Genomic DNA, 24790 nt, shown 5'->3' with positions numbered 1-24790 from the left:
AGTTTTGGTAGAATGGCACACTACTCTCAGCTATTCTAAGGGTGTCGAAAGGAGATTTTATGAAAATCAGTGAGCAATTAAAAAAACATCGAAAAATAAAACAGCTCTCTCAGGAAGGACTGGCGGAAGTCGTCCATGTATCGAGACAGACGGTGTCGAACTGGGAAACCGGAAGAAGCTATCCTGATTTGCAGAGTTTGCTGCTGCTGAGTGATTATTTTGAAGTCTCTCTCGACGAATTAGTGAGAGGAGATGTTCCAATGATGAAAAAGACAGTAGAAATCAGAAAAATGAATGTTTTAGCAGGGATCATGATTGGAGGCTTTGTTCTAATGATTGCAACATTGCCGTTGGTTCGAAGCTTTGGCTGGTTGGGAGCCATTGCACCCGCGTTAAGCTGGGCAATTGCAATGGTTGCTGCTCTGGCAGTAGAAAGAATGAAGAAAAAATACAATGTCCAAACCTACACAGAAATATTGAACTTTATGAAGGACGAGGAAATGACGCCGGCAGAAAAAGCAGCTGAAAAGAAGAAACTAAAGCAGCAACGCATCTTGTATCCAATTGGTGCAGCAGTGCTGACGGCGGTATTGGCGTATATTGTGTTGACGTTATTCTAAGAAAAAATCATCAAAATCGATTGTGATTTTGATGATTTTTTTGTCTCTGGAATTTTTCAGATAATCTGTTGACTCGTACCTTAACGTCATGGTTTATAATAGACGGGAAGAGATAGTTACTCGAGAGAAAGCATCTAGGAGGAGAACACATGAAACACGAATGGCGTAAAAAGGAAAAGGCACTCTATTTACCGAAGCAGGAGCCATCAGAATTAGTTGTACCAAAGCAAAAATTCTATACAATTTCCGGTAAGGGAAATCCGAATGATGAGACGTTCGGGGAGCATATTGCTGTATTATATGCCGTGTCCTATGGTATCCGCATGATGCCAAAAAATGGACTGACACCTGAGGGATATATGGAATATACGGTGTATCCGCTGGAAGGAATTTGGACATTGGATAAAGAGGATGTTCGTGGAGATGGCAGCTTCAGTAAAGATGATTTGATTTACAAAATTATGATTCGACAACCGGAGTTTGTGACAGAGGAACTGGCGCTGATGAATAAAGAACAGGTGAGCAAAAAGAAACCACATCCACAAAATGTAAATGTACAGTTTGAAGAGCTGGAGGACGGACAATGTGTTCAGATGCTGCATCTAGGGTCGTATGACGACGAGCCGGCCAGCTTTGAACAAATGGATCAATTCTGCAAAGAAAAAGGCCTCACTCGTCGTACTCTGGCACATAAAGAAATTTATCTAACGGATGCGAGAAAAACAGAAAAAGAAAAAATGAAAACTGTGCTGCGGTATTTTGTTGAGTAAGATTTGATATAAAAGCGTATTTGGTTATTAGACACCCGCTTGAAAAGGCGGGTGTCTTTTTGACTACAAAGAGATTATAGAATTTTTATGGCTGTGAGTTCAGTGATACGAAGGATTAGGAAGGAAATCATCAGGAGGTTGTCTAGCTTCACAGAGCAACTTCTTCGGCAATAAGATAACTTGTCTTCGATGATAAAGGACATTGCCAGTTCTACTTGTGTAGGAACTGCTAGTAGAATGGTATGCGAAGCGAGTTTGAGAGTAACTGCTCTGCTTGAAGAAGCAGTTACTCCATTAAAAGGAGCTAGCCAGTTGGAGTTAAGTTCCTATATTGCTTAGAAGTTCCCGCTCTGTTCCGCTTTTTTGTTTGTCTAGCTTCACGAGTCAGCTTCTCTCAACAATAAGCCAAAACGTATCTCATGGTAAAGAACATTGCCAGTTCTACTTGTGTAGGAACTGTTAGTAGAATGGGATGCGAAGCGAGGCTGCTAGTAACTGCGTCACTTAAAAGAGCAGTTACACCAGAAAAAGGAGCTAGCCAATTAGGTATCTGGCTTTGTCCTATTATTCGGAAGCTGGACAAGTTCGTTCAGCTTTTCTTACTATGCTATACTTATCGAATAAAAGGATGTATTTTTACTGAAAGGAAGAGCAGGATGTTGGATCGTAAAAAGATGTTGGGAAGCAAGATAAAGAAGTTGCGGGAAGAGAAAAAACTTTCAAGAGGTGAGCTGTGCGGTGGTGAGGAAGAGCTGACGGTTCGGCAATTGGCACGAATCGAAGCCGGCGAATCACTGCCAACCTTGCCAAAGATTGAGTATATCGCTGAACAACTTTCTGTGTCAGTAGCAGCGTTGGTTGATAGGAAATATGTAGAGCTGCCGAAAAGGTATTTGCAGTTGAAAAAAAGATTATGTAATTTTTTTACATATAAGGATAAGGAAAGAATTGCTCGAAAAGAGGATTTGTTCAATGAGATATATGAAAACTATTATGATGATTTGCCTGAGGAAGAACAATTGACAATAGATGTACAGCGGACGTCAACAGATGTTGCATTAACAGATAATGTAGCATTTGGTAATGGAATTCTGGGTGAATATTTCTCCCAAGTTTTAAAAAGAAAGGAATACTCTGTTAATGATTTATTGATTATTGAACTCTATTTTCTTTATATCCATTATAAAGACTACAATGAAAAAACATTTATGAGATTGTTTCAGAACTTATGTAATCAAGCGGATTATGCCGTAGATATAGAACAATTTCAATTACTTAGGACAGTGATGGTAGCGGTTGGTGTTTTTATGGAAAATAATAACTATGACAAAATTATTGACGCTGTAACAATTGCTAATGGAATCATGAAGATAAATCAGGATTTTTCAAAAAAACCGGCAATTGATATGTACGAAGGTAAGTACTGGCTTTTCTCACAGAGAAATATTGAAACAGCAAAACAAAAGTATTTAGATGGTGCACAATGTGCCAAGTTGTTTGACGACGAAATGCTAAGCGAGAAAATAATGGCTGAATGGAATCTCGATTTACAGGAGTTTCAACGCCGAGAGTAACACAAAGAACGCACGGTATCTACCTCACCCATAAGAGATACCGTGCGTTCGACCCTTTTATCTATGTGTTGCCTGTTTACTTTTCTACTCGTTTTTTTATTTAATGAATCTTTCTATTATTCAACCTTTGTCAACAACGCTTTTACTTATTCATTTACTGCTTCTTTCTTTTTTTAATCTGACTTATGCAACACCCTTTCTCACACTTCTTTGTTCTTTTGAATGGATGAGCTCATTATAGTGAATTGAAATAAGAATGTAAATGACATGGATGTCATAGGTAGTAGTAGACTGCGAAAAAAATTGCTGTTGTTTGCACAGCTGCTAAAAAAATAATGGAAGAGATATCCAATTAGATATCTCTTCCATTATTTTTATTGAGGCAGAATCACAACAAAGCTTGAACCGCTGCCCATTTTTGATTTTACTGTAATTTTACCGTTATGGAGATTGACGATGCGTTTGGCGATTGGCAGGCCGAGACCGTTACCTTGACCTTGGTGAGAGCTGTCGCCCTGATAAAACTTATTGAAGACATGTTGTCGCACCTTATCAGACATACCAATACCGTTGTCTTTGATATTCACCTTGACCTCGTTGCCAATCTTATAGCAATTGACTTCGATTGTTCCGCCTGATTCAGTATAGTGAATGGCATTGCCAAGAATGTTCAGCCAGACCTGCATGAATAAATCGGAGTCTGCTGTAATGGTAATCGGCTGGAGATTCAATTCGATAACTAAGTTCTTTGTTTCCCAGTTTTTTTGAAGTAAAATCAGTGCGTGGCGGAGCTGTTCATCTACTGAGTAGGGTTCCTTTTTTAAAGTGATTCCTTCTTGATTTTCAACCTTGGACAGCAAAAGAACATTTGAAGCCAGTGAGCTCAGACGCTCCGTTTCCTCCGCGATGATCTTAAGGTAGTGGTTGCGGTCTTCTTCCGAAATATTCGGATTTTGCAGCTGCTTAGCAAAGCCGTTGATTGATACCAACGGTGTTTTCATCTCATGGGAAAAATCATTGATGAAGCTTTGATGTACCAGCTCGACATTACTCAATTCCTTAGACATCAAGTTGAAGTTTTGAACCAAGTCCTCTAAATCATTATTCATTCCAGTTGATTGGATTTGCACGTCGAAGTTGCCGCTCGCTATTTGTCGTGTTCCCTCGACGACTTCATTAAGGGGACGCAAAATCCGTTTGCTGAAAACAGCCGCAATGACTGTTCCGACCACTGTACAGGAAAGTAGTGTGATGATTAGGCGAATCACCGGATAGCCCTTCAGCGAGTTGATGATACCAAGATGCATCAGTACTAGTAGGAAAATACCGGCAACGATGGAGGCAACAAGCAAGATGACTGCAATGATAAGGGAAAAATGAACATACATAGAGCGTCTATTTCGTCTCATTGGCGACTCCTTTGTACCCCAACCCGCGAATCGTGATGATAGAAAAATCATCGGATTCAGGAAACTTCTTTCTCAACCTCTTAATATGAACATCCACGGTTCGTTCATCGGTCAATGAATCGATACCCCAGATATCATTCAAAAGCTGTTCGCGGGTAAAGATTTTATTTTGAAAGGACAATAATTTATAAAGTAATAAAAATTCTTTTTTTGGCAGTTCTGTATAGCTCTTTCCTTGAGAAACAGAAAGGCTGTTAAGGTCAAGAGTTGTTTCGCCAATAATCAGTCGGCCTTCCAGATTGATTTGTGCTCTGCGCAGTAAAGCTTTTATTCTAAGTAGGAATTCATCAAAATCAATTGGCTTTACCAGGTAATCATCGACGCCTGTCAAAAAGCCGTTTTTCTTATCTTCCGCTGTTTCTTTGGCCGTGACCATAATAATCGGCAGTTGTAGATTATCGTTTCGAATAGTACGAACAACCTGATAACCGTCCAGCTTTGGCATCATAATATCTACAATCAACAGATCAATGGCTTGTTCCTCCAAGGTAATCAATGCCGCTTCACCGTTATCAACTTCAAGGACATGATATCCTTCTTGCTTCAGCAAGCTTGCCATGAGGGTACGGATATTTTGATCGTCTTCGGCAACAAGAACTGTAATCATAGCTTACCTCCGTTCTTTTCCAGATTTCTATCTATCCTTCATTAACATACCTCAGAAACTGAAAAATATCTATCCTTTTTGTTCAATCATGTATTGTTAAGTTTTCCTTAAGAAAGAAATGAAAACGCTTTTTATTCAAGTGGAATACATTTGTTCATATTGAGTACATATTCGAGTGATAGCCTGATTGGTGTAGAAATACCCTATGTATTTATAATTTTCCCTACTAGTGGTGTAGAGAAAGTATAGAATGGGCGGTGCTTATTAGGTGTACGAATGACTATAAGCAACCGAAGGATGAGATGGAGGAGAGTGCAGTATGCTTCAGGTAAAAAACATAAAAAAGAGCTATACAACTGGAGAGTTTACACAGGTTGCATTAGACGGAGTTAGCATCAATTTTCGTGAAAATGAATTTGTTGCGATTCTAGGTCAAAGTGGTTCAGGGAAAACAACCTTATTGAATATTATTGGCGGCTTGGATCAATACGATAGTGGCGATTTGGTTATCAACGGAAAGTCAACGAAGAATTTCAAGCAAGGGGAATGGGATGCCTACCGTAACAACAGCGTCGGCTTCATTTTTCAAAGCTACAATCTAATTACTCATTTAAGCATTTTAGATAATGTTGAGATGGGGATGACCTTAAGTGGGGTCTCTGCCGCTGAAAAGAAAACGCGTGCGTTAGAGGTACTGGAAAAGGTTGGCTTGAAGGAACATACTCATAAAAAGCCAAACCAGTTATCCGGTGGACAGATGCAGCGGGTCGCAATCGCCCGTGCATTGGCAAATGATCCGGATATTATTTTGGCAGATGAGCCAACCGGTGCGCTAGATACAGAAACTAGTACACAAATTATGGATTTGATTAAAGAAATCGCCGACGATAAGCTGGTAATCATGGTTACACATAACCCTGAGCTGGCAGGAGAGTACGCGGATCGAATTATTAATTTCCGTGACGGACATGTGGTGGACGATTCAAACCCGTATGAAGAATACGAGCAAGATCATAATTATCAATTGAAAAAAACGAGTATGAGTTTTTGGACAGCATTGAAGCTGTCTGGAAAAAATATCGCGACGAAAAAATGGCGAACAGGTTTGACAGCCTTTGCGGCGAGTATCGGGATTATTGGAATTGCCTTGATTTTGAGCTTGTCTAATGGTTTTCAAAAACAAATTGATTCTTTCCAAAACGATGCCTTATCAGAATATCCAATTACGATTTCCAAGCAGGCGATGAATATGGATGAGGAATCGCTGCAGGAAATGCAAAGTAATTCCGGTAACAGTAAGGATGAATACAAAGATACGGATAAAGTAACGCTTTATAATCCGGAAGAATCAAGTATCATGCATACGAATAAAATCTCGGAAGATTACATTGACTACTTGAATAAGATGGATAAAGACCTGGCAAGCAGTATTGGGTACACACGTGTTGTCGGTATGAATCTACTTAGAGAAACAGACGGTAAAGCAGAGCTGGTCAACTTCAGCTCAGATGCTTCGACAAGCGGTGGCGGTATGGGCGCTCTATCAAGCATGAGTAGTGCAGGGCTGTCTTCTTATCCTGTGACGACGAATGGCTCAATCGATGAGTACTTGAAAAAGAATTATGACGTGATGGCTGGAAGCTATCCTGAAAGTACCGATGACATTGTGCTTGTGTTGGATAGTAAAAACCGTGTGGATGAAAGTATCCTGAAAAACATGGGATTTGATATCACAGACAAAGACAGTATTGATTTTGATGATATTGTTGGAACTGAGTTGAAGCTGGTAGATAATGACAATTACTATGAAAAAACAGATTTCGGCAACTTTGTTCCTAAGAGCAACTATGATGACATGTATAAAAATGCGGCAAAAACATTGAAAATCAGCGGAATTATCCGTCAGAAGGAAGATACACAGGTGGCTGTATTAAGCAGCGGGATTGCCTATAGCGACAAGCTGGTGGAAGAAATCATTGATTTAGAGAAAGAATCTGAAATCGTTAAAGCGCAAAAAGATTCTGATACCAACGTGATGACAATGGAAAAATTGGATGAAACAACGAAGCAATCAACATTGGCTTATATGGGTGGCGATAGTATGCCGCAAATGGTGTTTATCTATCCAACGAATTTTGAAGCAAAAGATGAAATTGTTAAATATTTGGATAAATACAATGACGGCAAAGATAACGAAGACAAGATTGTCTACACAGACTTGGCTCAAACAATGACAGACATGACTGGCGGAATTATGGATGGAATCACGATTGTGTTAATTGCGTTTGCCTCTATCTCATTAGTAGTATCGTTAATCATGGTAGGGATTATTACCTATATTTCTGTACTGGAAAGAACCAAAGAAATTGGTGTTCTGCGTGCACTTGGTGCTCGTAAAAAGGATATCACTCGAGTGTTTAATGCTGAAACATTGATTATCGGGTTGTGCTCAGGTTTGTTGGGTATCGGTATTGCATACCTGCTGACAATTCCAACCAATATCGTATTGGAAGGAATGACAGGCTTAACCAATGTTGCACAGCTGAACCCGTTACATGCCTTACTGCTGATTACAATCAGTGTCGTATTGACATTATTAGGTGGTGCATTACCAGCTAAATGGGCAGCGAAGAAAGACCCAGTTGAAGCACTGCGTACAGAATAAGCTTGCTCCTGCTTTTTAAACAGGAAATAAGTAGGGAAAAGCAAAAAATATTCTCATTGAAAAAGCACCTCATCTCAGCTAATCTGGCTGAAGTGAGGTGCTTTTGAGTTGTTCATTTTATAGGCTGACTTTTATTGGTTTCTGTTCCGCAAGCTCTGGTGATAATCCAGCTTCCAGCTGTTTCAAACGTTTGATTGCTTTGAAATAGGAGAAGACCAGCACGACAGTTGAGCCAATCCAGGCAAGTGGAGAAGCGGCAGCAGCTCCGACGTACCCAAACAGGGCGGTTAAAAGAATTGCTGCGAAGGAACGCATTACCAGCTCCATAATACCTGCGAGCGTAGGGATTACTGTTTGTCCCAAACCTTGAAGGGTATAGCGGACAACGAGCAAAATGGCTAATACCCAATATAAGCTGCCGTTAATGTTGAAGTACAGCTGTGATAAATGAATGACCTGTGTTTCGCTGGCACTGACAAAGAGAGTGACCAACTGACGACCGAAGAAAATGACGATACCTCCGGCAAAAAAGCTGAAAATGATACTTAAACCAAGGGCACTCTTCACGCCCTCAAGAATTCTGCCATATTTTTTTGCACCATAGTTTTGAGCAGTAAAAGTGGCCATCGTGATACCGAAGGACATCATCGGCTGAATGGCAAACTGATCGATTTTTCCGGCGGCTGCCTGAGCTGCTACGGCATCAGTTCCTAGGCTGTTCAGTGCACCTTGTAAGACAATCGCACCGATGGCAATGATTGATGTCTGGAAGCCCATTGGTAATGCTGCATTCAGATGGTCACGAATTTCTCGTTTATCTAGTGTGAAATCCTTTTTCCGCACCTGCAGATTGGGAATTCTTCGTCGAATGTAGATGACACACAAGAGGCTGGCAACGACTTGGGCAGTAACGGTTGCTACACCGGCACCGGCAACTCCCATGTTAAAGTTGATAATCAGAACTAAATCCAGTACTACGTTGATAACACTAGCGATTATCAAAAAGACTAATGGTGTTCGGCTATCTCCCAGGGCCCGAATCATATTGGATAACAGATTGAAGGCCATCGCGGCAAAAATCCCAACCAGAATAATTGAAATAAAGGTTTGAGCATCTGCCAAAATTTCTTTTGGTGTTTGCATCAGCAAGAGTAACGGATGAACAAAAATCAGACTGAGGACAGTCAGAACCAAAGTAACAACGGCACTAATGAAAATGCTGACAGCAAAGCTTCTCTTCACACCTTGATAGTCCTTGGCGCCAAAACGCTGTGCGGTGATAATCGATAAGCCGGAGGTCAAGCCTTGGGCAAACCCGATGATTAAGAACGTGATGCTGCCCGTAGCACCAACTGCAGCTAAGGCATTTTTCCCTAGTGTTTGACCGACAATAATCATATCTGCCATATTATAAAACTGTTGAAAAATATTTCCAATTAACAATGGAATTGTGAACAAAAAAATCAGCTTCAACGGTTTACCACTCGTTAATTCTCTCATATGTAAGAATCCTCCAATTATTATTTCCCGAGTTGTTTTTCTAATACTTTAGCTTATGATACTCAATCTGATGGAAATGTCTAGTTGTTTTTCGAAAAATGTTAATTTTTTAATGGAATTTTCGGTTGCAGATAAGAATAACCTCCGAATGGAGTCGGTTCGAGTGAATTCGATTGTTCCAGCGAGTGATATGTTCGCGAAAATTATTCAAATCAGATAATTGTAGGGACGGACCTATGCTGTAAAACAGAAGCTGCAGCTTTTAAGAGCTGCTTCGTTTTTGCGTTGACTTTGTTCGTTGAGAAAGCGATTTCTATATGAGACGATTGTCTGATATAATTTAGAATATAACAAAAATAGGTTGTTAGAGTCATCTTATTATTCTAAACACGGAAAGCAGGGGGCGATAGCATGTATAAAACGACAGTTATAGAGATTGGTGAACTAGTATCTTCGTTTGCGGAGGAGCATCTGGTTATCTTATTTGGACCTGAGGCGACCTCAGAATTACGGGCAATCAGTGTCATTCATCAGGCAGATAAGTTTGAGAAAAATATATGGATGGTCGGAGGGAAGCTTCGCTTTGGAACACAGGAGTACGAAATCATCAAGATAGGTGAAACAGCGAATAAGAATTTTGATGAGCAGGGGCATGTGTCTATCTATTTTGAGGATGAAGAGAAGGATGTGCTGCCGGGTGCCATTATTGTTCAGCCGAAGATGTTTCCGAACATAGCAATTGGCGATAAGATTGAGGTAACGAGCTAAGAGAACTGTTAAAAGAATCAATGAAGGATAGCACCGGAGCTTGTTTCGCTTCTTCCGGTGCTATCCTGTATTCGTTAGTCGCTCAAATGCAAGCGATAGATTTTTTCATGATACTCATCTATATGGGTGAAAATAAAGCCCAGCTTTTCCAACAGCTTGATTGAAGCGATATTTTCCGGTTCGACCCCGGCATAGATAGCTGTGTGTCCTGCTTCTTTTAGATGAGCAGCCATAGCTTGGACAACTTCTGCGGCAAACCCTTGACGAGCAAAGTTCGGAGCAATCGTGTAACCAATCCAAAGGCCATCGTCCTCTTCTTTTAGGTAAATATCTCCAATGACCTGTGATGAATCCAGTAGTAAAATGGCGAATTGTGCTCCATTTTGAAGGATAGGCTCTACCAATAGCAGTTTGCGATAGTCCTCTGCAGTCAAACCTTTGAAGCCTTGGTATTTCATCCATTCCAAATTATTTCGGTAGCTGATGAACCTGTCCAAATCCTTTTCTTCAAACGGACGAATAAGACAGCGGGAGGTGTGTACATACATGATTATTTCTCCTTTTTTATTACTAGCTTGATTTTACAACAGTTTTGACATCACGTATATCCTCTTCTTCTGCTCACTGTTAGAAAAGTTTTTTTTAGAACCATCTAAATAAAAGCAGACACCAACAGACTGCGAGTGCTGTGGCATAGAGCAGATAGCTTTCTTTTTTTGCAAGAAAGATTCAGCAATCCAAAAAGCGGGAGTAATGCTGAAGAAATATGTATTTTGATGAGGAACTATATAGGGAATGAAAGGGCCTAAAGACAACAGAGAAGCTATTTTTCCGACTGATTTATTGGTTCTTGTCAATTGGAATCGGCAAAAAGAAATACCTGCAGTAGGTTTGTTTCATCTGCCTTTTATAGTACAGTAGAGAAAAGCGGATAATTTAAGGAGCGGTTAAAGCTATTGCTAAATGGATGAAAGAAGGAATGAGCGTATGAAAATAGAGGAAGTACTGGCTTTTTTAGAGGAGCATTCTTCTGAAAAATATAAGAAAAATGTGGTGAAGCTTGGGATACCGGAAACAGAAACAATAGGAGTTGCTACAGCGGATTTAAGAAAGCTGGCAAAGAAAATGCCCAAGGAAAAAGTATTTATCCAAGCATTGTGGAGTACGGGCTATCACGAGTGTAAAATATTGGCTGTGCTGGCGATGCGACCGGAGGATTTTTCAGGGCAGGAGCTAACAGACTTTATGGAGGACATCCATTCATGGGATCTCTGCGATTTATTTTGTAAATCGGTCTTGATTGAACAAGCAGACTATGAAGCTCGAATAAAAAATTGGGTAAAAGAGGAGCGTCTGTATTACAAGCGTGCTGCGTTTACGTTAATTGCGAGCACTTCAACGCACGCGGCGTTGACCGATGAAGAAATCAGCAGTCATTTAGAATTGATAAAAGAGAATAGTGCCGACGACCGACTGCTTGTAAAAAAGGCTGTTTCGTGGGCGCTGCGTGAGCTTGGGAAGACCAATGAAGAAGCAAAGGAAAAGAGCATTGCGACAGCAACATGGCTGACAAATCAGGAATCAAAGGCGCAGCAATGGATTGGAAAAGACGCCTTAAAGGAGCTCTTACTACTGGTAAAAGTTAGCGGACGCAGCCGCTTAATCTCTTCCAAGTCAAAAATGGGGCAAGAGCTGCAAAAGTAATAATAAAAAACTGTTTCTTCCTAAAAGCCATAGGAAGAAACAGTTTTTTTAGTGATAAGGCAGTTCAATAATTGTTTCCTGTTTTGACAGCTCAATTTCTTCATCACTTAGGTAATATTCATAGCCAAGATTCATGAAGGTGCCGCCAATTGCTTGAATTTCTGCAAGCAGCTGATGATACACTGAGACCATGCCTTCATCATAATTACCAACATATAAAATGGATACAGCTTTATATGAAGGCAGGACATAGGCCCTAATTGAATCCTTTTCCGGAATCAGTTTATCCACAGGAAAGCCAATTTCCATCTCAATTTTTGTTTCATCCAGTTTTCCAGTATTGTCAATATGCTTAAATGAAACAAATGGATTGCTGAGGATGTTCGCGCCTTGCTCGGAAATGTACTTTCCGATTTCCATAAAGGTTGGTCCGATGATTTTTGGTAATTCGGTTACGTTTAGACCTGTATGTGTAATGGAAATAATATTCTGTTCTGGTTTTATGATTTTTTCTATTGTCATGTTCAAGCTCCTTTCAAAGTGAGAACGATTCAGCGATGCTTGTACAGCGGTGAATCGGGATACAGTGGGGCATTAAATAATTACCTAGCTAGATAAACAATGCATTGTTTTCTATAGCTTATCATGAGAAAGTGTCGAAACATGTCATATTATAAATTATTTTCCAAAAAGTGTTTCGCGTGAGCACAAATAGTTTCCTTAACCCATTCCGGCTCGATGATTCGAACATTTTTTCCAAACGGTAAAAGGAAGCTGTATAAATCATCGATTTGAGAGAACTCAAAGGTGATAGCATAGCTGTTATCTGAATTGACAGTCGCCTTTTCATGAAAAAAGCGATCATAAAGATTATAGGCAATCCGTTTGCTGAATTGCAGTGTGACTTTAAACGTATCAAATAGAGGATCAATCGTCTCAGGATAAACAGGATGAAAGCTTTCTTCTAACAGCTGAACTGTTTTGATACGCTCTATTGGAAAAAGCTGGTACCGTTGTTCCTCTGAAAGGTAGGCCAGCAGAAACCATGACTGTCCTCTAAAAATGATTTTCAGTGGTTCTACAGTTTTCAGCATCGTCTGACCATGCTTGCTGTAAAAGATAAAGGTAATTTTTTTGGTTAAGAAAATGGATTTTCTAAGTATCGTAAAGGTTTCGTCATTATTTGATAGAGAAGCTGGTAAGCTGATTTCAAGCCAGTCTTTCAGCTCAAAAACAGACTCAAATTTGTGCAGTAGCTTATCTGTTTCAAGAATGCCTAATGATTTCAAAAGATTGAGAGCCAGAAAAAGATCCTCCTGCTGAGTATCATTGAGCAGCGCCTGATCCAAAGTGAAGGAATCGTCTAAGAAGATGCCGCCATTTTTCCCCTTGATAGAATAGACAGGGATACCGGATAGGCTTAGTGTATCGATATCTCGATAAATCGTTCGAGGAGAAACGCTAAAACGCTCTGCCAGTTCTTTGGCCGTGGTTTTTTTACGGTATAAAAGAATCAATACAGTTTCTAGCAATCGATTAATCTGCATGTTGTCACCTCGCTCTTTTGTATAGTGCTGAACAGCCTGCCCTTGGAAGTGAAAAATTGAACGTAGTCTCAGCTAGACCCTCTATTTCGTGATTCCCAGTATTTTCTTTTCAGTAACGGTAAGAGGAAATTCCGTCTCGGTTGGTAAACTGGTTTTTTCTATCTCGCCTAGGTCTAAAAGTCTCTTCGTTTCGTGAACATCCTCCGTGATATCTGTGATATTTTTCGTCCACTCATGGACATAGCGGGGAACCATCTCTCCACGTATACCAAGCTGAATCGCTTTTCTGTCCATCGGCTGCAAATAGATATCTTTGTCAGGGTCCCATTGGCAGCGAACCTGTGCCAGCTTGCCTTTTTCCTGCCAATTTTCTTTTGTTTGATACAGCTCTTGATTGTAGGTGGATAAAACAACTCCATGAAGAATCTCACGAAAGCCTTCAATCGATAAATCAATCGCAAGAATACGCTCTTGTCCTTCTTTTGTTGCCCAACCGGAGCGATACATCATCCATAGAAAAGAAGGCTTAATCCAAGTCATTCGTTCCATTTTAAAACGAGAACCGAAATGGCCCAGTCTGACCGCCTCCTCAGCGATGGAGGGATTGTATGCCTGATAGACACGAATTGTTTGTGCATCGTAGGATGCGAGTATTTTTTTCTCCATAATTTTCTCCTGTAAAAAAGTTGTTAGTATTATTGTATAGTAGACAATGTAGAATGAGAAGACCTGTTTGATTAGTCATCTGTTACAGATGGAAAAAGTTGAAATTATTGAAACCAATTGATGCGTTTTGCGCACTATTAAGGTAAAGAGGTGAAAAAATGGGGGACTTCAAATCCGAAGAAGAAGTGTTAGTAAAAAAAGCAATCAAAGGAGATATAGAAGCATTAGGTCTTGTGTTAGAAAGAAATCAAGAATATATCTATAAAATGGCATACATTTATACAGGGAATCAGCAGGATGCGCTCGATATCTTGCAGGAGGCGGCAGCGCAGTCTGTTAATGCCATTCGGAAGCTGAAGGAGCCTAAATACTTTTTAACATGGTTTTGTAAAATCATGGTTCGTCAAACAGGGAAGCTATTCAAAAGTCGAACCTATGAAGTGTTGGTTGAAGAAAATTCGGAGTGGATTGATCAAGCGAATCTTTTGCTGCAGGATGGTACATCAATTGATTTGTTGAGGGCGGTCATGAGCTTGGAGGATAAATACCGATTGGTTTTGCAGCTCTATTATTATCAGGATTTTTCTGTCAGAGAAATTAGTCGATTACTAGAGTTGAAGGAAGGAACGGTCAAAACAAATTTGAAGCGGGGACGAGAACGGCTTCGCGTGATACTGGGAGATGATTACTATGACCAATCAAAATAAAGATGTATTGCAGCAGGCTATTGATCAAATCAGTGTTCCGGAAAACGAGGTTCGTCGAGCATTAACGGCAGGGCTCAAAGCCGCACCTGTGACCAAGAAAAAGCGACGGGGCTTGTGGCTGGAGCTTGGGGTTGGATTAGCAGCAGCTGCCAGTATCCTTATACTGATACATTACAATACTGTATTAAGCCCTGCTGAAAGAACCGAACCAACTAGCGCAAAGCCGACAATTTCGTCAATAGAGGGGATACCTGAAGTCAGCGAGAAAGAGCTGCATGCAAATAATTGGCGCACGGCTGAAGGTACCTATTATGGTTTTTCAGACAATCAAGTCTTTGTAAAGGAAACCAATAGGGAAGGCGCATTCTATGACTATAGATTGACAGGGGAGTCTTTACAGTTATTCGATTCTGCAGGAGAGCTTCGCTATTCATATAGTGTATCAAAGGTGGATGAGTCGCTTGTCCTGCAATCAGAAGAAAACAAAGCGGATGAAATTGTGCTGCAGCCGATTGTTGTGAAGCACTATACAGAAGCTGACATCGCAAGCTTGGAGCCAGCAGTAAATCCGGAGCTGACGAGACATGAATGGGTGTTGGAGAGTGGTACGTCCGATTGGAACGTTAATATTTTTGTGTTTGATGGAACAACGCTTAGAAATGCCACAGAGGATTTAGGCGCTGCAACACCTGGCTTCTACACGATGCAAGGCAACGAAATTCAAATCAGCTACAATGCAATGGGTGGTATCTCTGCCAGCTACTACATGTATTGGGATGGCGAAACACTTGTATTCTGGCCATCTGATGAAAACGACCATAAAGAGGAGCGCCAAATGATTTTTGAACCAAACAGATAAAAGCTGAAACCATTTCCGGTGTTTCCGCCACTATTCTTATGAAGCGGTTAGTTATTGCTGCTGACAAATCGATAGGAGAGTGACAATGATGAAACGAGCATTAGGGAAATGGGTAATAGTAAGTGTCGGCGTAGTATCTTTAGGTGGAGCCATTCTTTTGTACACCACGAACCAGCCAGCTGATGCAGGGCAGGAAACCACAGCGGGAGCAAAGCTGAATAAGGTAGCAGACAAGCCATTCGCTTTACCAAAGGAAACACAAGTGAGCAGTGTTGAAGAAGCTCAGTCAGAAGAGGCTGTTGTTGATGAGACGGTCGCTGTACGTCTTATCGATATCGAGCATGGCGCACAGGTTACTAAAAAGGATTTAATGAAGTATAAGTGGATGGCAGTAGATACTTACTTGGAGGAATTGGGAGAAGACCTTAGCTCTGTCGAATTTTCCACGATTCACACATTCACGGAAACAGAACGAAAATTGGAGACAGTCAATACAAGAACAGGTGAATCCTTGGAACCGACAGCTAAGCCGGCGACATCAAGTGTATATACCTTTGATGGAAATATATTTCACGAGGAATTTCATCTGACGAACCAAACCTTGCAGGCCACCTATCAGCTGAGCTGGCAGGGAAACAGAATTTTATTCAACCCCTATGACGAATACGACCATAAGGAAGAGCGGCAAACAGTCTTTCAGCCCGTTGAAATTGTAAAATAAGGCGTTTGTATAAAGAGAAAAATACGCGAAGCTACCCTTTGTTTGGAGGGAGGCTTCACGTATTTTTGTTCACTATAAAATTTTTATGACTGTGAATCCAGCGATATCAAGGGAATCCTGAGGACGTTGTCTAGCTTCACAGAGCAACTTCTTCGGCAATAAGATAACTTGTCTTCGATGATAAAGAGTATCATCGAGTCAAGTTCCTATATTGCTTAGAAGTTCCCGCTCTGTTCAGCTTTTCTATTTGTCTAGCTTCACGAGTCAGCTCACTTGACGATAAGATAAACTGCCTTCAGTGGTAAAGAGCACTGCGAGTTCTACTTGTGTAGGAACTGCTAGTAGAATGGGATGCAAAGCGATGCTGCAAGTAACTGATTCACTTAAAGAGGCAGTTACTTCATTAAGAGGAGCTAGCCAATTAGTAGTTGTTTTGTCTTATTGTTCGGAAGCTGGACAAGCTCGTTCAGCTTTTCTAATCGTTTTTTTGAACCGGGAATTGAATCTCTGTCAGCCATTCTGCTTCAGTTTCTTTATTCCAGAGTCCATCAATATAATGCTCTCGTGGAGGACCGCTGATGTCATAGCCGTTGACCTCAATAAAACGAACCGCAGCCGCATAGGCTTTAGGAAATCCTTCATAAGGACCTTGATGAAGCACGCAGACGGCTGTTTCCACTTTGGGAAACTCCTTGAAGGTAATTGTTTCACTGTCTTCTTTTCTTTCTACGACGGCTTCACAGATTTCGGCATTGATATCTTCTTCCCGATATTCCCCATCATGATAGATATTGAAGCAGTAACCAGGATCAATACATTCGCAGCCTAAGCGCTCCATCTCCGCTCCCATAGCGGGCATATGTGTAAATAAAGCGCCGTAATTCGGCAACTGAAGCTGCATAGAGGCGACAGTTACTTCCGGTAATTCCTTAATCACCGGATGATAGGCCGTTTCCTCATCCTTTGTCTGTACGTAGCCTTCCAGCAGCGATAACATAGCTGTTCGATCGGCAATTTCCTTCAGCAGCTGCTGTTTTTTCCTTCTTAACAAGTTTTCTTCATTTGTACCGTTTTGTACCTGTTTGATTTCCTCCAAAGAGCAGCCGATTTCTCGTAAAGCAAGTAATTGATGGAGGACAGGCAGCTGGCTGTAGCTGTAATAACGGTAGCCGTTTTCGGGATCAATAAACTGCGGCTTCAGCAAACCGACATCATCATAGTGACGCAGGGCTTTGATTGTTACATGATTCATTCGTGAAAACAGACCAATACGGTAGAGCTTTTCTTCTTCTTTCTTACAGTCAATAGTCATAACAGGTCTCCTATCTTACGCTTATTTTTGATGGAAAAGTCAGTCACGCCGTTGCTTCATTTGCAGACGTGACATGACAGTGTTGGACTATTCCCAGCGAAACAGCTTGATTGCCAGTGAGCCGCAAATCAAGGCGATTGTAACCATCAGCACAACAATCATCAGTGGATTCCCAATCGGCTCATTTAAGGTGATAGATTTCAATAATTTGATTCCCTGAGTGAGCGGCAGAACACTTGCGATAGTTTGAAAGGACTTGGGAAACAGCTCAAACGGAATGACTGCTCCGGATAGGAACAGCATCGGGAAATAAACAAAGGTACAAACCAGATTAGCGATTTTCAATGTCGGACAAAGACTGGCAATCAACATGCCGATGCTGTACATGGAGAGCATCACTAAAAAGTATGCGCCAATCAGAACCAGCCAGCTGCCGGTCATTTGGTAACCTAGGAAAACAGTGGCAGCAATAATGATTGTTACTGCTGAGGCAACAGCTGTCAGCATACCGACGAAAAATTGAACAGTCAGAATTAAGGTCGGGCTGGCAGGTGTGACACAGTAATGCTTCAATATCTTTTTATCGCGATAATCGCAAATTGTCAATGGTATGCCCATAAATGCTGTGGCACATATGCCGACAGCAAGCAAGGAGCTGAAGCTGCTGTCTAAAAAAGTATAATTGCCGTGAGCGACTTGCTGATTGCCGGCGATAAAAGAAATGAGGATTAAAATCCCCAAGGGCATACCGATACCAAACAGTACGCCATCCAGCGAGCGCAAGCCCAATTTCCCTTCAATTTTGACCAGTGTTAAAAATTTATGCATAGCTTACTCCCTCCATATGATGCAGATAAGCATCCTCTAAATTCGCAGTACCACTTTGTTGAATCAGCTCCGAAACGGTACCCTCGATGACCTTCTTTCCTTTATTAATCAAATAGAGATAATCACACAAGGCTTCGGCTTCCTCCATGTAGTGAGTAGTTAGAAAAATTGTGATACCGGAAGCTTTCAGTTGTTTGAGGATTGCCCAGACGTCTCTTCTGGCTTCTGTATCCAATCCCGTAGTCAGCTCGTCCAGAAAGATGATTTCAGGGTCCGGAATTAGTGCCAGAATAATCGACAGCTTTTGCTTTTCTCCTCCTGACAGCTTTTCGACGGGCTGCTTTTCGTATTGAGAGAGATGGAACATGTCCAGTAATTCTCGATAATCTCTCGGTTGGTCATATAAAACGGAGATTTCCTCACACAGCTCTGAGACCTTGATGTTGTTTTGGTAACTGGAGGCCTGCAGCTGGACACCAATTTTTTGAAACAGTGTTTTGCGGTTTTTCCCCGGCGTTTCCCCCAGCAGCTGCACCTCTCCGTTATTGAACTTCTTGATACCTAGGATGCACTCAATAGTCGTCGTTTTTCCTGCACCATTAGAGCCTAACAAACCAAAGACCTGACCTTTTTTTACAGAAAATGACAGCTGATCGACAATGGTTCGCCCTCCAATTTCCTTCACCAGCTCTTTGACAATAATATGATTTTCCACAATCATTCCTCCTCTCATTAAGAGCATATATCCTCCCCTAACAGGAGGGTCAAGGAGAGTTATAAACTTTTTTAAGAAAAAGGAAGGAAAAAATTAATATTTCGGTCGTAAACTGTTGACTTAAACCTGACTCTAACCTATACACTGTGTTTGTACGGATGATGGGCGTCGGCATAACCGAAGCGCCGTTTCCAGTTCCTGCTATTGATGGTAAAAGGTTTGGATATACAAGGAGGTAAAAGAAATGAACAAAAAAACAAGAGTACTGCTAGTCGAAGATGAAAAACGAGCAGGCTTTGACATAGTAAGAGTCCTGCATGAGAAATTGAAAGGGTTAATGGCAGAAGACGGGGATGTTGAGCTGATGATTGCGTCGTATACGGAGATGAAGCAGCGATTTATCTCAGCGGATATCGTCTTGATTGGTTATCCGAATCGCTCGCTGATTCCACGAATGGCTTATTTGTATGGCAACACAACCTATGTGGATTTGATTGATTTACGAGCCTATAGTATCTTGGATGCGGAGGCCGTCAGAAAGCAAATCATAGCAATTAAGAAGCTGGATCAGGAAACGTTTATGGCGCATCACCAAGCCAAATGGAGTATCCTTTGTTCCTTTAAAAAAGAAAAGAATCGCGTCTGAAGCTAGAGAAAAGAACCGCCTGTTTGAATACACCATTCATACAGGCGGTTCTTTTAGTGCATGGGCTTGTTTTGACTGCGTATTGCATAGGCATCTAATAGGATTCTGGCAATGACAGAGAGCGGCAGCCTAGAACGAACTTCATAGTCGGGGAAGTAAGAGCCTTCCGATTTGAAGCCGATACATGCTAATTCGGAAAGGCTGACCAGTTGGCTTGTTCGATTGGCAGAGATGGTGAGGGTACTAATTTCCTGGTCGTAGCAATTTTGTGCAGCAACAACTAATTCCGGTGTCTCACCGTTTAGAGAAACAAAAATAACAAAGTCATCATCTGCCAGCTTTTTACTGATGCTGGTGATAATATTTGGGTCCGTATGCATCTGAGAGTACTTTCCTGCTAACTGGAATTTTACCATCATTTCCTCAGCAATCAGCTCAGAGAAACCGCGGGCGAAGATGACGATGCGTTTGGCAGAGTAGCATTTTTGAACAGCATCCTCGATGACCCCGCTGTCAATCATATTAATGGAGCGAATAACCTCCTGCTCGTTTTTTAAAATGGCTTTTTTGATTTCATTATCGACCTTTTCAACAACAGAGTAGTTAATCATCGTGTTTGCCTGATCCTTCAAGGAATGTTTAAAAGAAGTGAAGCCCTCATAGCCCTTTTTCTTCATCGTTCTGACAATTGTAGCTGTAGAGACATTGGCTTCTTCACTTAGCTTGACGATGGAATAGGAGGGGATATGCTCGATGTGTTCCTGAATAAACTGCCAAAGGTACTTTTCTGTATCACTTAATTGGGCACTCATAGTTTTTCTCCTTTTACAATTTTCATAGGACAAAATCACTTTGCCCCAGCGTTTTAAAACATTGGACATGCTTCAGCCTTCTAAAACGTATTGTACCCTCTTTTTTTATTTTGTAAAAGTTTTCATCAAGGCTACCTGTTTTAGAAAACATTTTCCATGTTTTCTGTAGCATAATAAAGCCAAGAAAGAGCAAGGAAGAGGGGGAGACGATGGCAGCGATTTATACCTGCACGATGAATCTGGCGATTGATTTGTTTATTGAAACGGATGCGTTGGAGCCGGATGTTGTGAATCGAAGTATTGATGATGATATTCAAGCGAATGGAAAAGGGGTCAACGTATCACTGATTCTAAAGCAGTTGAATCAAAGCAGTACAGCACTTGGCTTTAGCGCCGGTTTTACAGGCGCATACATTGATCAGTTTTTGATAGAAAAGGGAATTCAAACGGATTTTGTAGAGGTAGAGGGGATGACACGAATCAATGTTTTTACGCAGGTGAATCATCCTAAGAGCGAATATAAGCTTGTAAACAAAGGGCCGAATATTTCGAAAGAAGAAGTAAATCATTTATTGGAACAGATAAAAAAAATTCCTTCCGGGAGTTATCTGTGTATTTCCGGCAGCTTGCCGCAAGGGGTAGAGCCAACAGTTTTTGAGAAAATTGGCCGAGTAACTGCCCAAAACGGGGTTCACTTGATTATCGATACGAGCTATCGACAGGTACTGGATTGCTTACCATATCAGCCATTTCTACTGAAGCCGAATGAAGATGAGCTGGCAGAATGGTTTGGTAAAGAGGTACTGACCTTTGAAGAATGTGTTTTTTACGGGAAAAAGCTTATTGAGAAAGGGGCTCGACATGTGCTTGTATCACTTGGCGACGCAGGTGGACTGTATATTACAGAGGGAGCAGTATTTCATGGAAATGCCCCGACAGGGAAAGTGGTAAATACAGCCTGTGCCGGAGATACACTGTTAGGCTGCTTTATCGGAAATTATTTGAAGGGTATATCTCCGGAAGAAAATTTGACTTATAGCCTTGCAGCAGCCAGCTCGACTGCTTTTCAAAAGGGACTGACAGATTTGTCTGATGTGGAAGCGTTGAGCCAACAGATTCATATTCGAAAGCTTCCTATGGATTAGGAGAATTTGCTGAAAAGGTGAGTGAGAGTGACTGACAGGTTTTTACTTATAGAAATTGTTGTAGAGGAAGCTCGCAGAGTAAGGGAATATAAAAGCAAGAAGGAGGAAAAAGTAATGAGTAGTTATCAAATCGTTGCGGCAACAGGGTGTCCGACAGGAATTGCCCATACCTACATGGCGCAGGAGGCATTAGAACAGGCGGCAAAAAGAAAAGGCGTGACAATTAAAGTTGAGACTCATGGGCAGGTCGGCATAGAAAATGCCTTGACCAAAGAGGAAATCGCAGCGGCAGATGCTGTAATCATTGCAGCAGATAAGGATGTACAGGCAGAGCGGTTTGCTGGGAAAAGAGTCATTGAGGTGTCCGTCAGTAAGGGAATCAAAGAGCCGGATCATTTAATCGACGAAGCTTTAGCCGGCAAAGAAACCATTAAGCAAGGAACTGCTGAACAGGAGCAAGTCAAGGAGAGCGTTGAAGCAAAGAGTTCTTCCGGAATCGGTCATAGTATTTATAAAAATCTGATGAATGGTGTTTCTCATATGCTGCCATTTGTTGTCAGCGGGGGAGTACTAGTCGCGATTTCTTTCTTGTTCGGTATCTATTCTGCTGATCCGAGTAGTAGTCAGTATAATGAGTTTGCGGCACAGTTGAAGGACATTGGCGGATTGGCCATGGGAATGATGGTGCCAATTTTGTCAGCCTTTATCGCAGAAGGGATTGCGAAACGTCCCGGTCTGGTGGTCGGCTTTGTCGGAGGTTTAGTTGCTTCCAACGGCGGAACAGGCTTTCTTGGTGGTATTGTTTCCGGATTTCTGGCAGGGTATGTCATTCTTGGACTGATGAAGGTATTTAGTTCTTTACCGAAATCTCTTGATGGACTAAAAGCAATTTTTCTTTATCCTGTGCTAGGTGTTTTTATCACTGGAATGATTATGACACTTGTTTCGGAACCAATGTCTTCGATTAATCAAGGCATGATGGATTTTCTGGCAGGCTTCCAGAATTCCAGTCCATTAATATTGGGTGTCATCGTCGGTTGTATGTGTGCCTTTGATATGGGAGGTCCCATCAATAAGGCAGCTTATGTTACAGGAACAGCATTACTTGCAGAAGGGAATACGAGTTTTATGGCCGGTGTTTCTGCGGCATGTATTGCTCCCCCGCTGATTACCGGAGTAGCTGTTATTCTCTTTGGCAAGTATTTTGATACCAATGACCGCAATGCAGGGTTAGTGAATATCATTTTAGGCAGTACACATATTACAGAGGGAGCAATTCCTTTTGCTGCAAAGGACCCGATTCGTGTTTTACCGACAATGATGCTGGGCTCTTCAATCGCCGCTGTATTGACGTATATGTTCAAGGTGCAGGTACCCGCGCCTCATGGAGGTTTTCTGGTTCTGCCTGTAGTGACTCATGGCTTGTTATGGGTAATCGCCATTTTAATTGGTTCAATTGTCGGCGGTGTGCTTTTAGGTCTAATTCAAAAACGCAGAGTGGAAAAGGCGGCAGCCTAGAAATAAGCAGTTTGATGCAAGGAAACAGAGTAGTGTGAGTTGTTAGTGTCTATCCTGCCATTTAGTCGTCAATAATCGCTGCCGTAATTGTAGGAGGACACTTCTCTATTCACCAGCTAGTAGGAGGAATACGATGGAAATGATTACTGAAAATCATATTTTTTTAAATCAAAGCTATGCTGATAAAAAAGACGTTTTTCGTTTTTTAGCTGACCAGGCGGTAGTGTTAGGTATTGCTGCTTCAGCACAGCCGGTTTATGAAGCGTTGGAGTTGAGGGAGTCGGAAGGAACGACCGGAATGATGGATGGTTTTGCGATTCCCCATGCCAAAAGCACAGCAATTACTGAACCTAGTGTGATGATTGTCAGCTTTACCAGCGGGGTAGAATGGGACAGCTTGGATGGTCAACCTATCCGTTATGCGATTGCGTTGTTCATACCGGACGGAGAGGCAGGTACGACACATCTGCAGCTGCTGTCAAAAATTGCTCGTATGCTGATGAAGCAGGATTTTAAGGAACAATTTGCAGCAGCACAAACACCAAAAGCTTTGAAGGACCTATTAACTAATTATTTGGATGGAGAGTAGAAGATGAGAAAAATCAGTCAGGAAAAATATAAGAAAATGCAGAATACCGCTAATGAACAAGGAGTAATTGGTGCATTAGCCATTGATCAGCGAGGTGCCCTAAAAAAAATGTTTCAGGCAGCTGGTAAATCTGCGGAACAAAAGGATATCGAAGCATTCAAACAGTTGGTTTCGCAAGAGCTGACACCTTATGCAACTTCTATTTTATTAGACCCTGAATATGGTTTGCCGGCAGCAGCAGCACGTGCAAAGACAAGCGGTCTATTGCTAGCATATGAAAAAACAGGCTACGATACAACTGTTCCGGGACGTCTGCCTGACAGTCTGAATGTCTGGTCAGTGAAGCGGTTGAAGGAAGCCGGCGCAGATGCTTGTAAATTTTTGCTTTATTATGATGTGGATGAATCAGATGAAATCAATGATCAGAAGAAAGCCTACATGGAGCGCATCGGTTCGGAGTGTCTGGCAGAAGAGCTGCCATTTTTCCTTGAGTTGGTTTCTTACGATGTGGAAAATGCAGAAAGCAATAGCGAAGCATACGCAAAAGTAAAACCGCGAAAGGTCATTGACATGATGAAGGAATTTTCTAAGCCACGCTACAATGTAGATGTACTGAAAGTGGAAGTGCCAGTTAACATGAATTTTGTCGAGGGGTATGGGGAAAAGAGTTGTTATACAAGAGACGAAGCGCTAGCATACTTCAAAGAGCAGAGTGAGGCAACTGACTTGCCATTCATTTTCCTGAGTGCCGGCGTCAGCTCACAGCTGTTTCGTGAGACACTGCGTTTTGCTAAAGAGGCGGGTTCAACCTTTAATGGTGTCCTATGCGGAAGAGCAACTTGGGCGCAAGGTGTTGAGCCATATGCGGTATCAGGAGAAGCAGCAGCTGTTGCTTGGCTGCAGAGTGAAGGTAGAAAGAATATCGAAGAGCTGAACGAAGTGCTGGCAGAAACCGCTTCTTCTTGGTTTGACAAGCTGGAAAAGGAATAAGCATATAAGATGGTCTTCTATAATGGAGGTCATCTTTTTTTGAGAGTTTCTGTCATTG

Annotated in this window: 25 protein-coding genes; 14 read left to right on the top strand and 11 right to left on the bottom strand. The window is 41.6% G+C overall.

Translation table 11 applies throughout. The annotated features are described in order from the left end of the window. The first annotated feature begins 59 nt into the window (after window positions 1-59). The 3 genes from IW510_RS11635 (at window position 60) to IW510_RS11625 (ending at window position 2964) form a co-directional block, all read left to right on the top strand. On the top strand, window positions 60-620 hold the full coding sequence (locus IW510_RS11635) for a helix-turn-helix transcriptional regulator (protein ID WP_202059791.1): 561 nt from the start codon (window positions 60-62) through the stop codon (window positions 618-620). Between the two features lie 149 nt (window positions 621-769). Continuing rightward, a complete protein-coding gene (locus tag IW510_RS11630) occupies window positions 770-1390 on the top strand; it encodes a GyrI-like domain-containing protein (RefSeq protein WP_202059790.1) in 621 nt (206 codons plus the stop codon). 656 nt (window positions 1391-2046) lie between these two features. After that, on the top strand, window positions 2047-2964 hold the full coding sequence (locus tag IW510_RS11625) for a helix-turn-helix domain-containing protein (protein WP_202059788.1): 918 nt from the start codon (window positions 2047-2049) through the stop codon (window positions 2962-2964). Between the two features lie 374 nt (window positions 2965-3338). On the opposite strand, the gene IW510_RS11620 is transcribed toward IW510_RS11625, so the two are convergent. Both IW510_RS11620 and IW510_RS11615 read right to left on the bottom strand, forming a co-directional pair. Beyond that, window positions 3339-4373, bottom strand: coding sequence for a sensor histidine kinase (locus IW510_RS11620; RefSeq protein WP_202059786.1), 1035 nt, complete (start codon window positions 4371-4373; stop codon window positions 3339-3341). After that, window positions 4360-5040, bottom strand: a complete 681-nt coding sequence (locus tag IW510_RS11615) for a response regulator transcription factor (RefSeq protein WP_202059784.1) — start codon at window positions 5038-5040, stop codon at window positions 4360-4362. The genes IW510_RS11620 and IW510_RS11615 overlap by 14 nt, the downstream gene beginning before the upstream one ends. A gap of 319 nt (window positions 5041-5359) precedes the next feature. Between IW510_RS11615 and IW510_RS11610 the strand changes: the two genes are divergently transcribed. Beyond that, window positions 5360-7705, top strand: coding sequence for an ABC transporter ATP-binding protein/permease (locus IW510_RS11610; protein WP_202059782.1), 2346 nt, complete (start codon window positions 5360-5362; stop codon window positions 7703-7705). Window positions 7706-7822: 117 nt separating this feature from the next. On the opposite strand, the gene IW510_RS11605 is transcribed toward IW510_RS11610, so the two are convergent. After that, a complete protein-coding gene (locus IW510_RS11605) occupies window positions 7823-9205 on the bottom strand; it encodes an MATE family efflux transporter (protein WP_202059780.1) in 1383 nt (460 codons plus the stop codon). Window positions 9206-9616: 411 nt separating this feature from the next. Between IW510_RS11605 and IW510_RS11600 the strand changes: the two genes are divergently transcribed. After that, window positions 9617-9973, top strand: coding sequence for a PTS glucitol/sorbitol transporter subunit IIA (locus IW510_RS11600; RefSeq protein ID WP_202059778.1), 357 nt, complete (start codon window positions 9617-9619; stop codon window positions 9971-9973). Window positions 9974-10047: 74 nt separating this feature from the next. On the opposite strand, the gene IW510_RS11595 is transcribed toward IW510_RS11600, so the two are convergent. After that, the gene (locus IW510_RS11595) at window positions 10048-10521 is read right to left on the bottom strand and encodes a GNAT family N-acetyltransferase (protein WP_202059776.1); all 474 of its coding nucleotides are present in this window, start codon (window positions 10519-10521) and stop codon (window positions 10048-10050) included. A gap of 439 nt (window positions 10522-10960) precedes the next feature. On the opposite strand from IW510_RS11595, the gene IW510_RS11590 reads away from it, so the two are divergent. After that, on the top strand, window positions 10961-11677 hold the full coding sequence (locus IW510_RS11590; RefSeq protein WP_202059774.1) for a DNA alkylation repair protein: 717 nt from the start codon (window positions 10961-10963) through the stop codon (window positions 11675-11677). Between the two features lie 48 nt (window positions 11678-11725). Here the strand turns inward: IW510_RS11590 and IW510_RS11585 are convergent, their stop codons facing one another. The 3 genes from IW510_RS11585 to IW510_RS11575 form a co-directional block, all read right to left on the bottom strand. Beyond that, window positions 11726-12199 carry a GyrI-like domain-containing protein gene (locus IW510_RS11585; RefSeq protein ID WP_202059772.1) on the bottom strand — a complete coding sequence of 158 codons (474 nt, stop codon included), beginning with the start codon at window positions 12197-12199 and terminating at the stop codon, window positions 11726-11728. A 149-nt stretch (window positions 12200-12348) separates the two neighbouring features. Then, a complete protein-coding gene (locus IW510_RS11580; protein WP_202059770.1) occupies window positions 12349-13224 on the bottom strand; it encodes a helix-turn-helix transcriptional regulator in 876 nt (291 codons plus the stop codon). An 81-nt stretch (window positions 13225-13305) separates the two neighbouring features. Next, window positions 13306-13890 (bottom strand): DUF4291 domain-containing protein, encoded by a 585-nt coding sequence (locus tag IW510_RS11575; RefSeq protein WP_202059768.1) that lies wholly within the window; start codon window positions 13888-13890, stop codon window positions 13306-13308. A 158-nt stretch (window positions 13891-14048) separates the two neighbouring features. Between IW510_RS11575 and IW510_RS11570 the strand changes: the two genes are divergently transcribed. The 3 genes from IW510_RS11570 to IW510_RS11560 all read left to right on the top strand — a co-directional run bounded on the left by IW510_RS11570 (window position 14049) and on the right by IW510_RS11560 (window position 16177). Continuing rightward, window positions 14049-14597, top strand: a complete 549-nt coding sequence (locus tag IW510_RS11570; RefSeq protein ID WP_202059766.1) for a sigma-70 family RNA polymerase sigma factor — start codon at window positions 14049-14051, stop codon at window positions 14595-14597. Then, complete coding sequence (locus IW510_RS11565; protein WP_202059764.1) at window positions 14581-15456, top strand: hypothetical protein; 876 nt, start codon at window positions 14581-14583, stop codon at window positions 15454-15456. Before IW510_RS11570 ends, IW510_RS11565 begins: the two co-directional genes overlap by 17 nt. Before the next feature lie 85 nt (window positions 15457-15541). After that, window positions 15542-16177, top strand: coding sequence for a hypothetical protein (locus IW510_RS11560; RefSeq protein ID WP_202059762.1), 636 nt, complete (start codon window positions 15542-15544; stop codon window positions 16175-16177). A 475-nt stretch (window positions 16178-16652) separates the two neighbouring features. Here the strand turns inward: IW510_RS11560 and IW510_RS11555 are convergent, their stop codons facing one another. From IW510_RS11555 to IW510_RS11545, 3 genes are all read right to left on the bottom strand, one after another. Beyond that, window positions 16653-17489: a MerR family transcriptional regulator gene (locus IW510_RS11555; protein ID WP_202059760.1), complete on the bottom strand. Its 837-nt coding sequence runs from the start codon at window positions 17487-17489 to the stop codon at window positions 16653-16655. An 87-nt stretch (window positions 17490-17576) separates the two neighbouring features. Further along, window positions 17577-18317, bottom strand: coding sequence for an ABC transporter permease (locus tag IW510_RS11550; RefSeq protein WP_202059758.1), 741 nt, complete (start codon window positions 18315-18317; stop codon window positions 17577-17579). After that, window positions 18310-19032: an ABC transporter ATP-binding protein gene (locus tag IW510_RS11545; protein WP_330932652.1), complete on the bottom strand. Its 723-nt coding sequence runs from the start codon at window positions 19030-19032 to the stop codon at window positions 18310-18312. The genes IW510_RS11550 and IW510_RS11545 overlap by 8 nt, the downstream gene beginning before the upstream one ends. A 244-nt stretch (window positions 19033-19276) precedes the next feature. On the opposite strand from IW510_RS11545, the gene IW510_RS11540 reads away from it, so the two are divergent. Further along, window positions 19277-19678, top strand: a complete 402-nt coding sequence (locus tag IW510_RS11540) for a hypothetical protein (RefSeq protein WP_202059756.1) — start codon at window positions 19277-19279, stop codon at window positions 19676-19678. A 53-nt stretch (window positions 19679-19731) separates the two neighbouring features. Here IW510_RS11540 and IW510_RS11535 read toward each other — a convergent pair whose 3' ends face one another. Then, complete coding sequence (locus IW510_RS11535; RefSeq protein ID WP_202059754.1) at window positions 19732-20490, bottom strand: MurR/RpiR family transcriptional regulator; 759 nt, start codon at window positions 20488-20490, stop codon at window positions 19732-19734. A gap of 209 nt (window positions 20491-20699) precedes the next feature. Between IW510_RS11535 and pfkB the strand changes: the two genes are divergently transcribed. From pfkB to lacD, 4 genes are all read left to right on the top strand, one after another. Further along, window positions 20700-21635, top strand: coding sequence for a 1-phosphofructokinase (pfkB, locus tag IW510_RS11530; RefSeq protein ID WP_202059752.1), 936 nt, complete (start codon window positions 20700-20702; stop codon window positions 21633-21635). Window positions 21636-21749: 114 nt separating this feature from the next. Beyond that, window positions 21750-23153, top strand: coding sequence for a PTS fructose transporter subunit IIC (locus IW510_RS11525; RefSeq protein WP_202059750.1), 1404 nt, complete (start codon window positions 21750-21752; stop codon window positions 23151-23153). A 133-nt stretch (window positions 23154-23286) separates the two neighbouring features. Then, on the top strand, window positions 23287-23742 hold the full coding sequence (locus tag IW510_RS11520) for a PTS sugar transporter subunit IIA (protein WP_202059748.1): 456 nt from the start codon (window positions 23287-23289) through the stop codon (window positions 23740-23742). Between the two features lie 3 nt (window positions 23743-23745). Continuing rightward, window positions 23746-24732, top strand: a complete 987-nt coding sequence (gene lacD / locus IW510_RS11515) for a tagatose-bisphosphate aldolase (RefSeq protein WP_202059746.1) — start codon at window positions 23746-23748, stop codon at window positions 24730-24732. Window positions 24733-24790 lie beyond the last annotated feature (58 nt).

The organism is Enterococcus sp. BWR-S5 (assembly GCF_016745255.1).
Classification (GTDB): domain Bacteria; phylum Bacillota; class Bacilli; order Lactobacillales; family Enterococcaceae; genus Enterococcus_L.
This window is presented reverse-complemented; position numbering and strand designations above follow the sequence as displayed.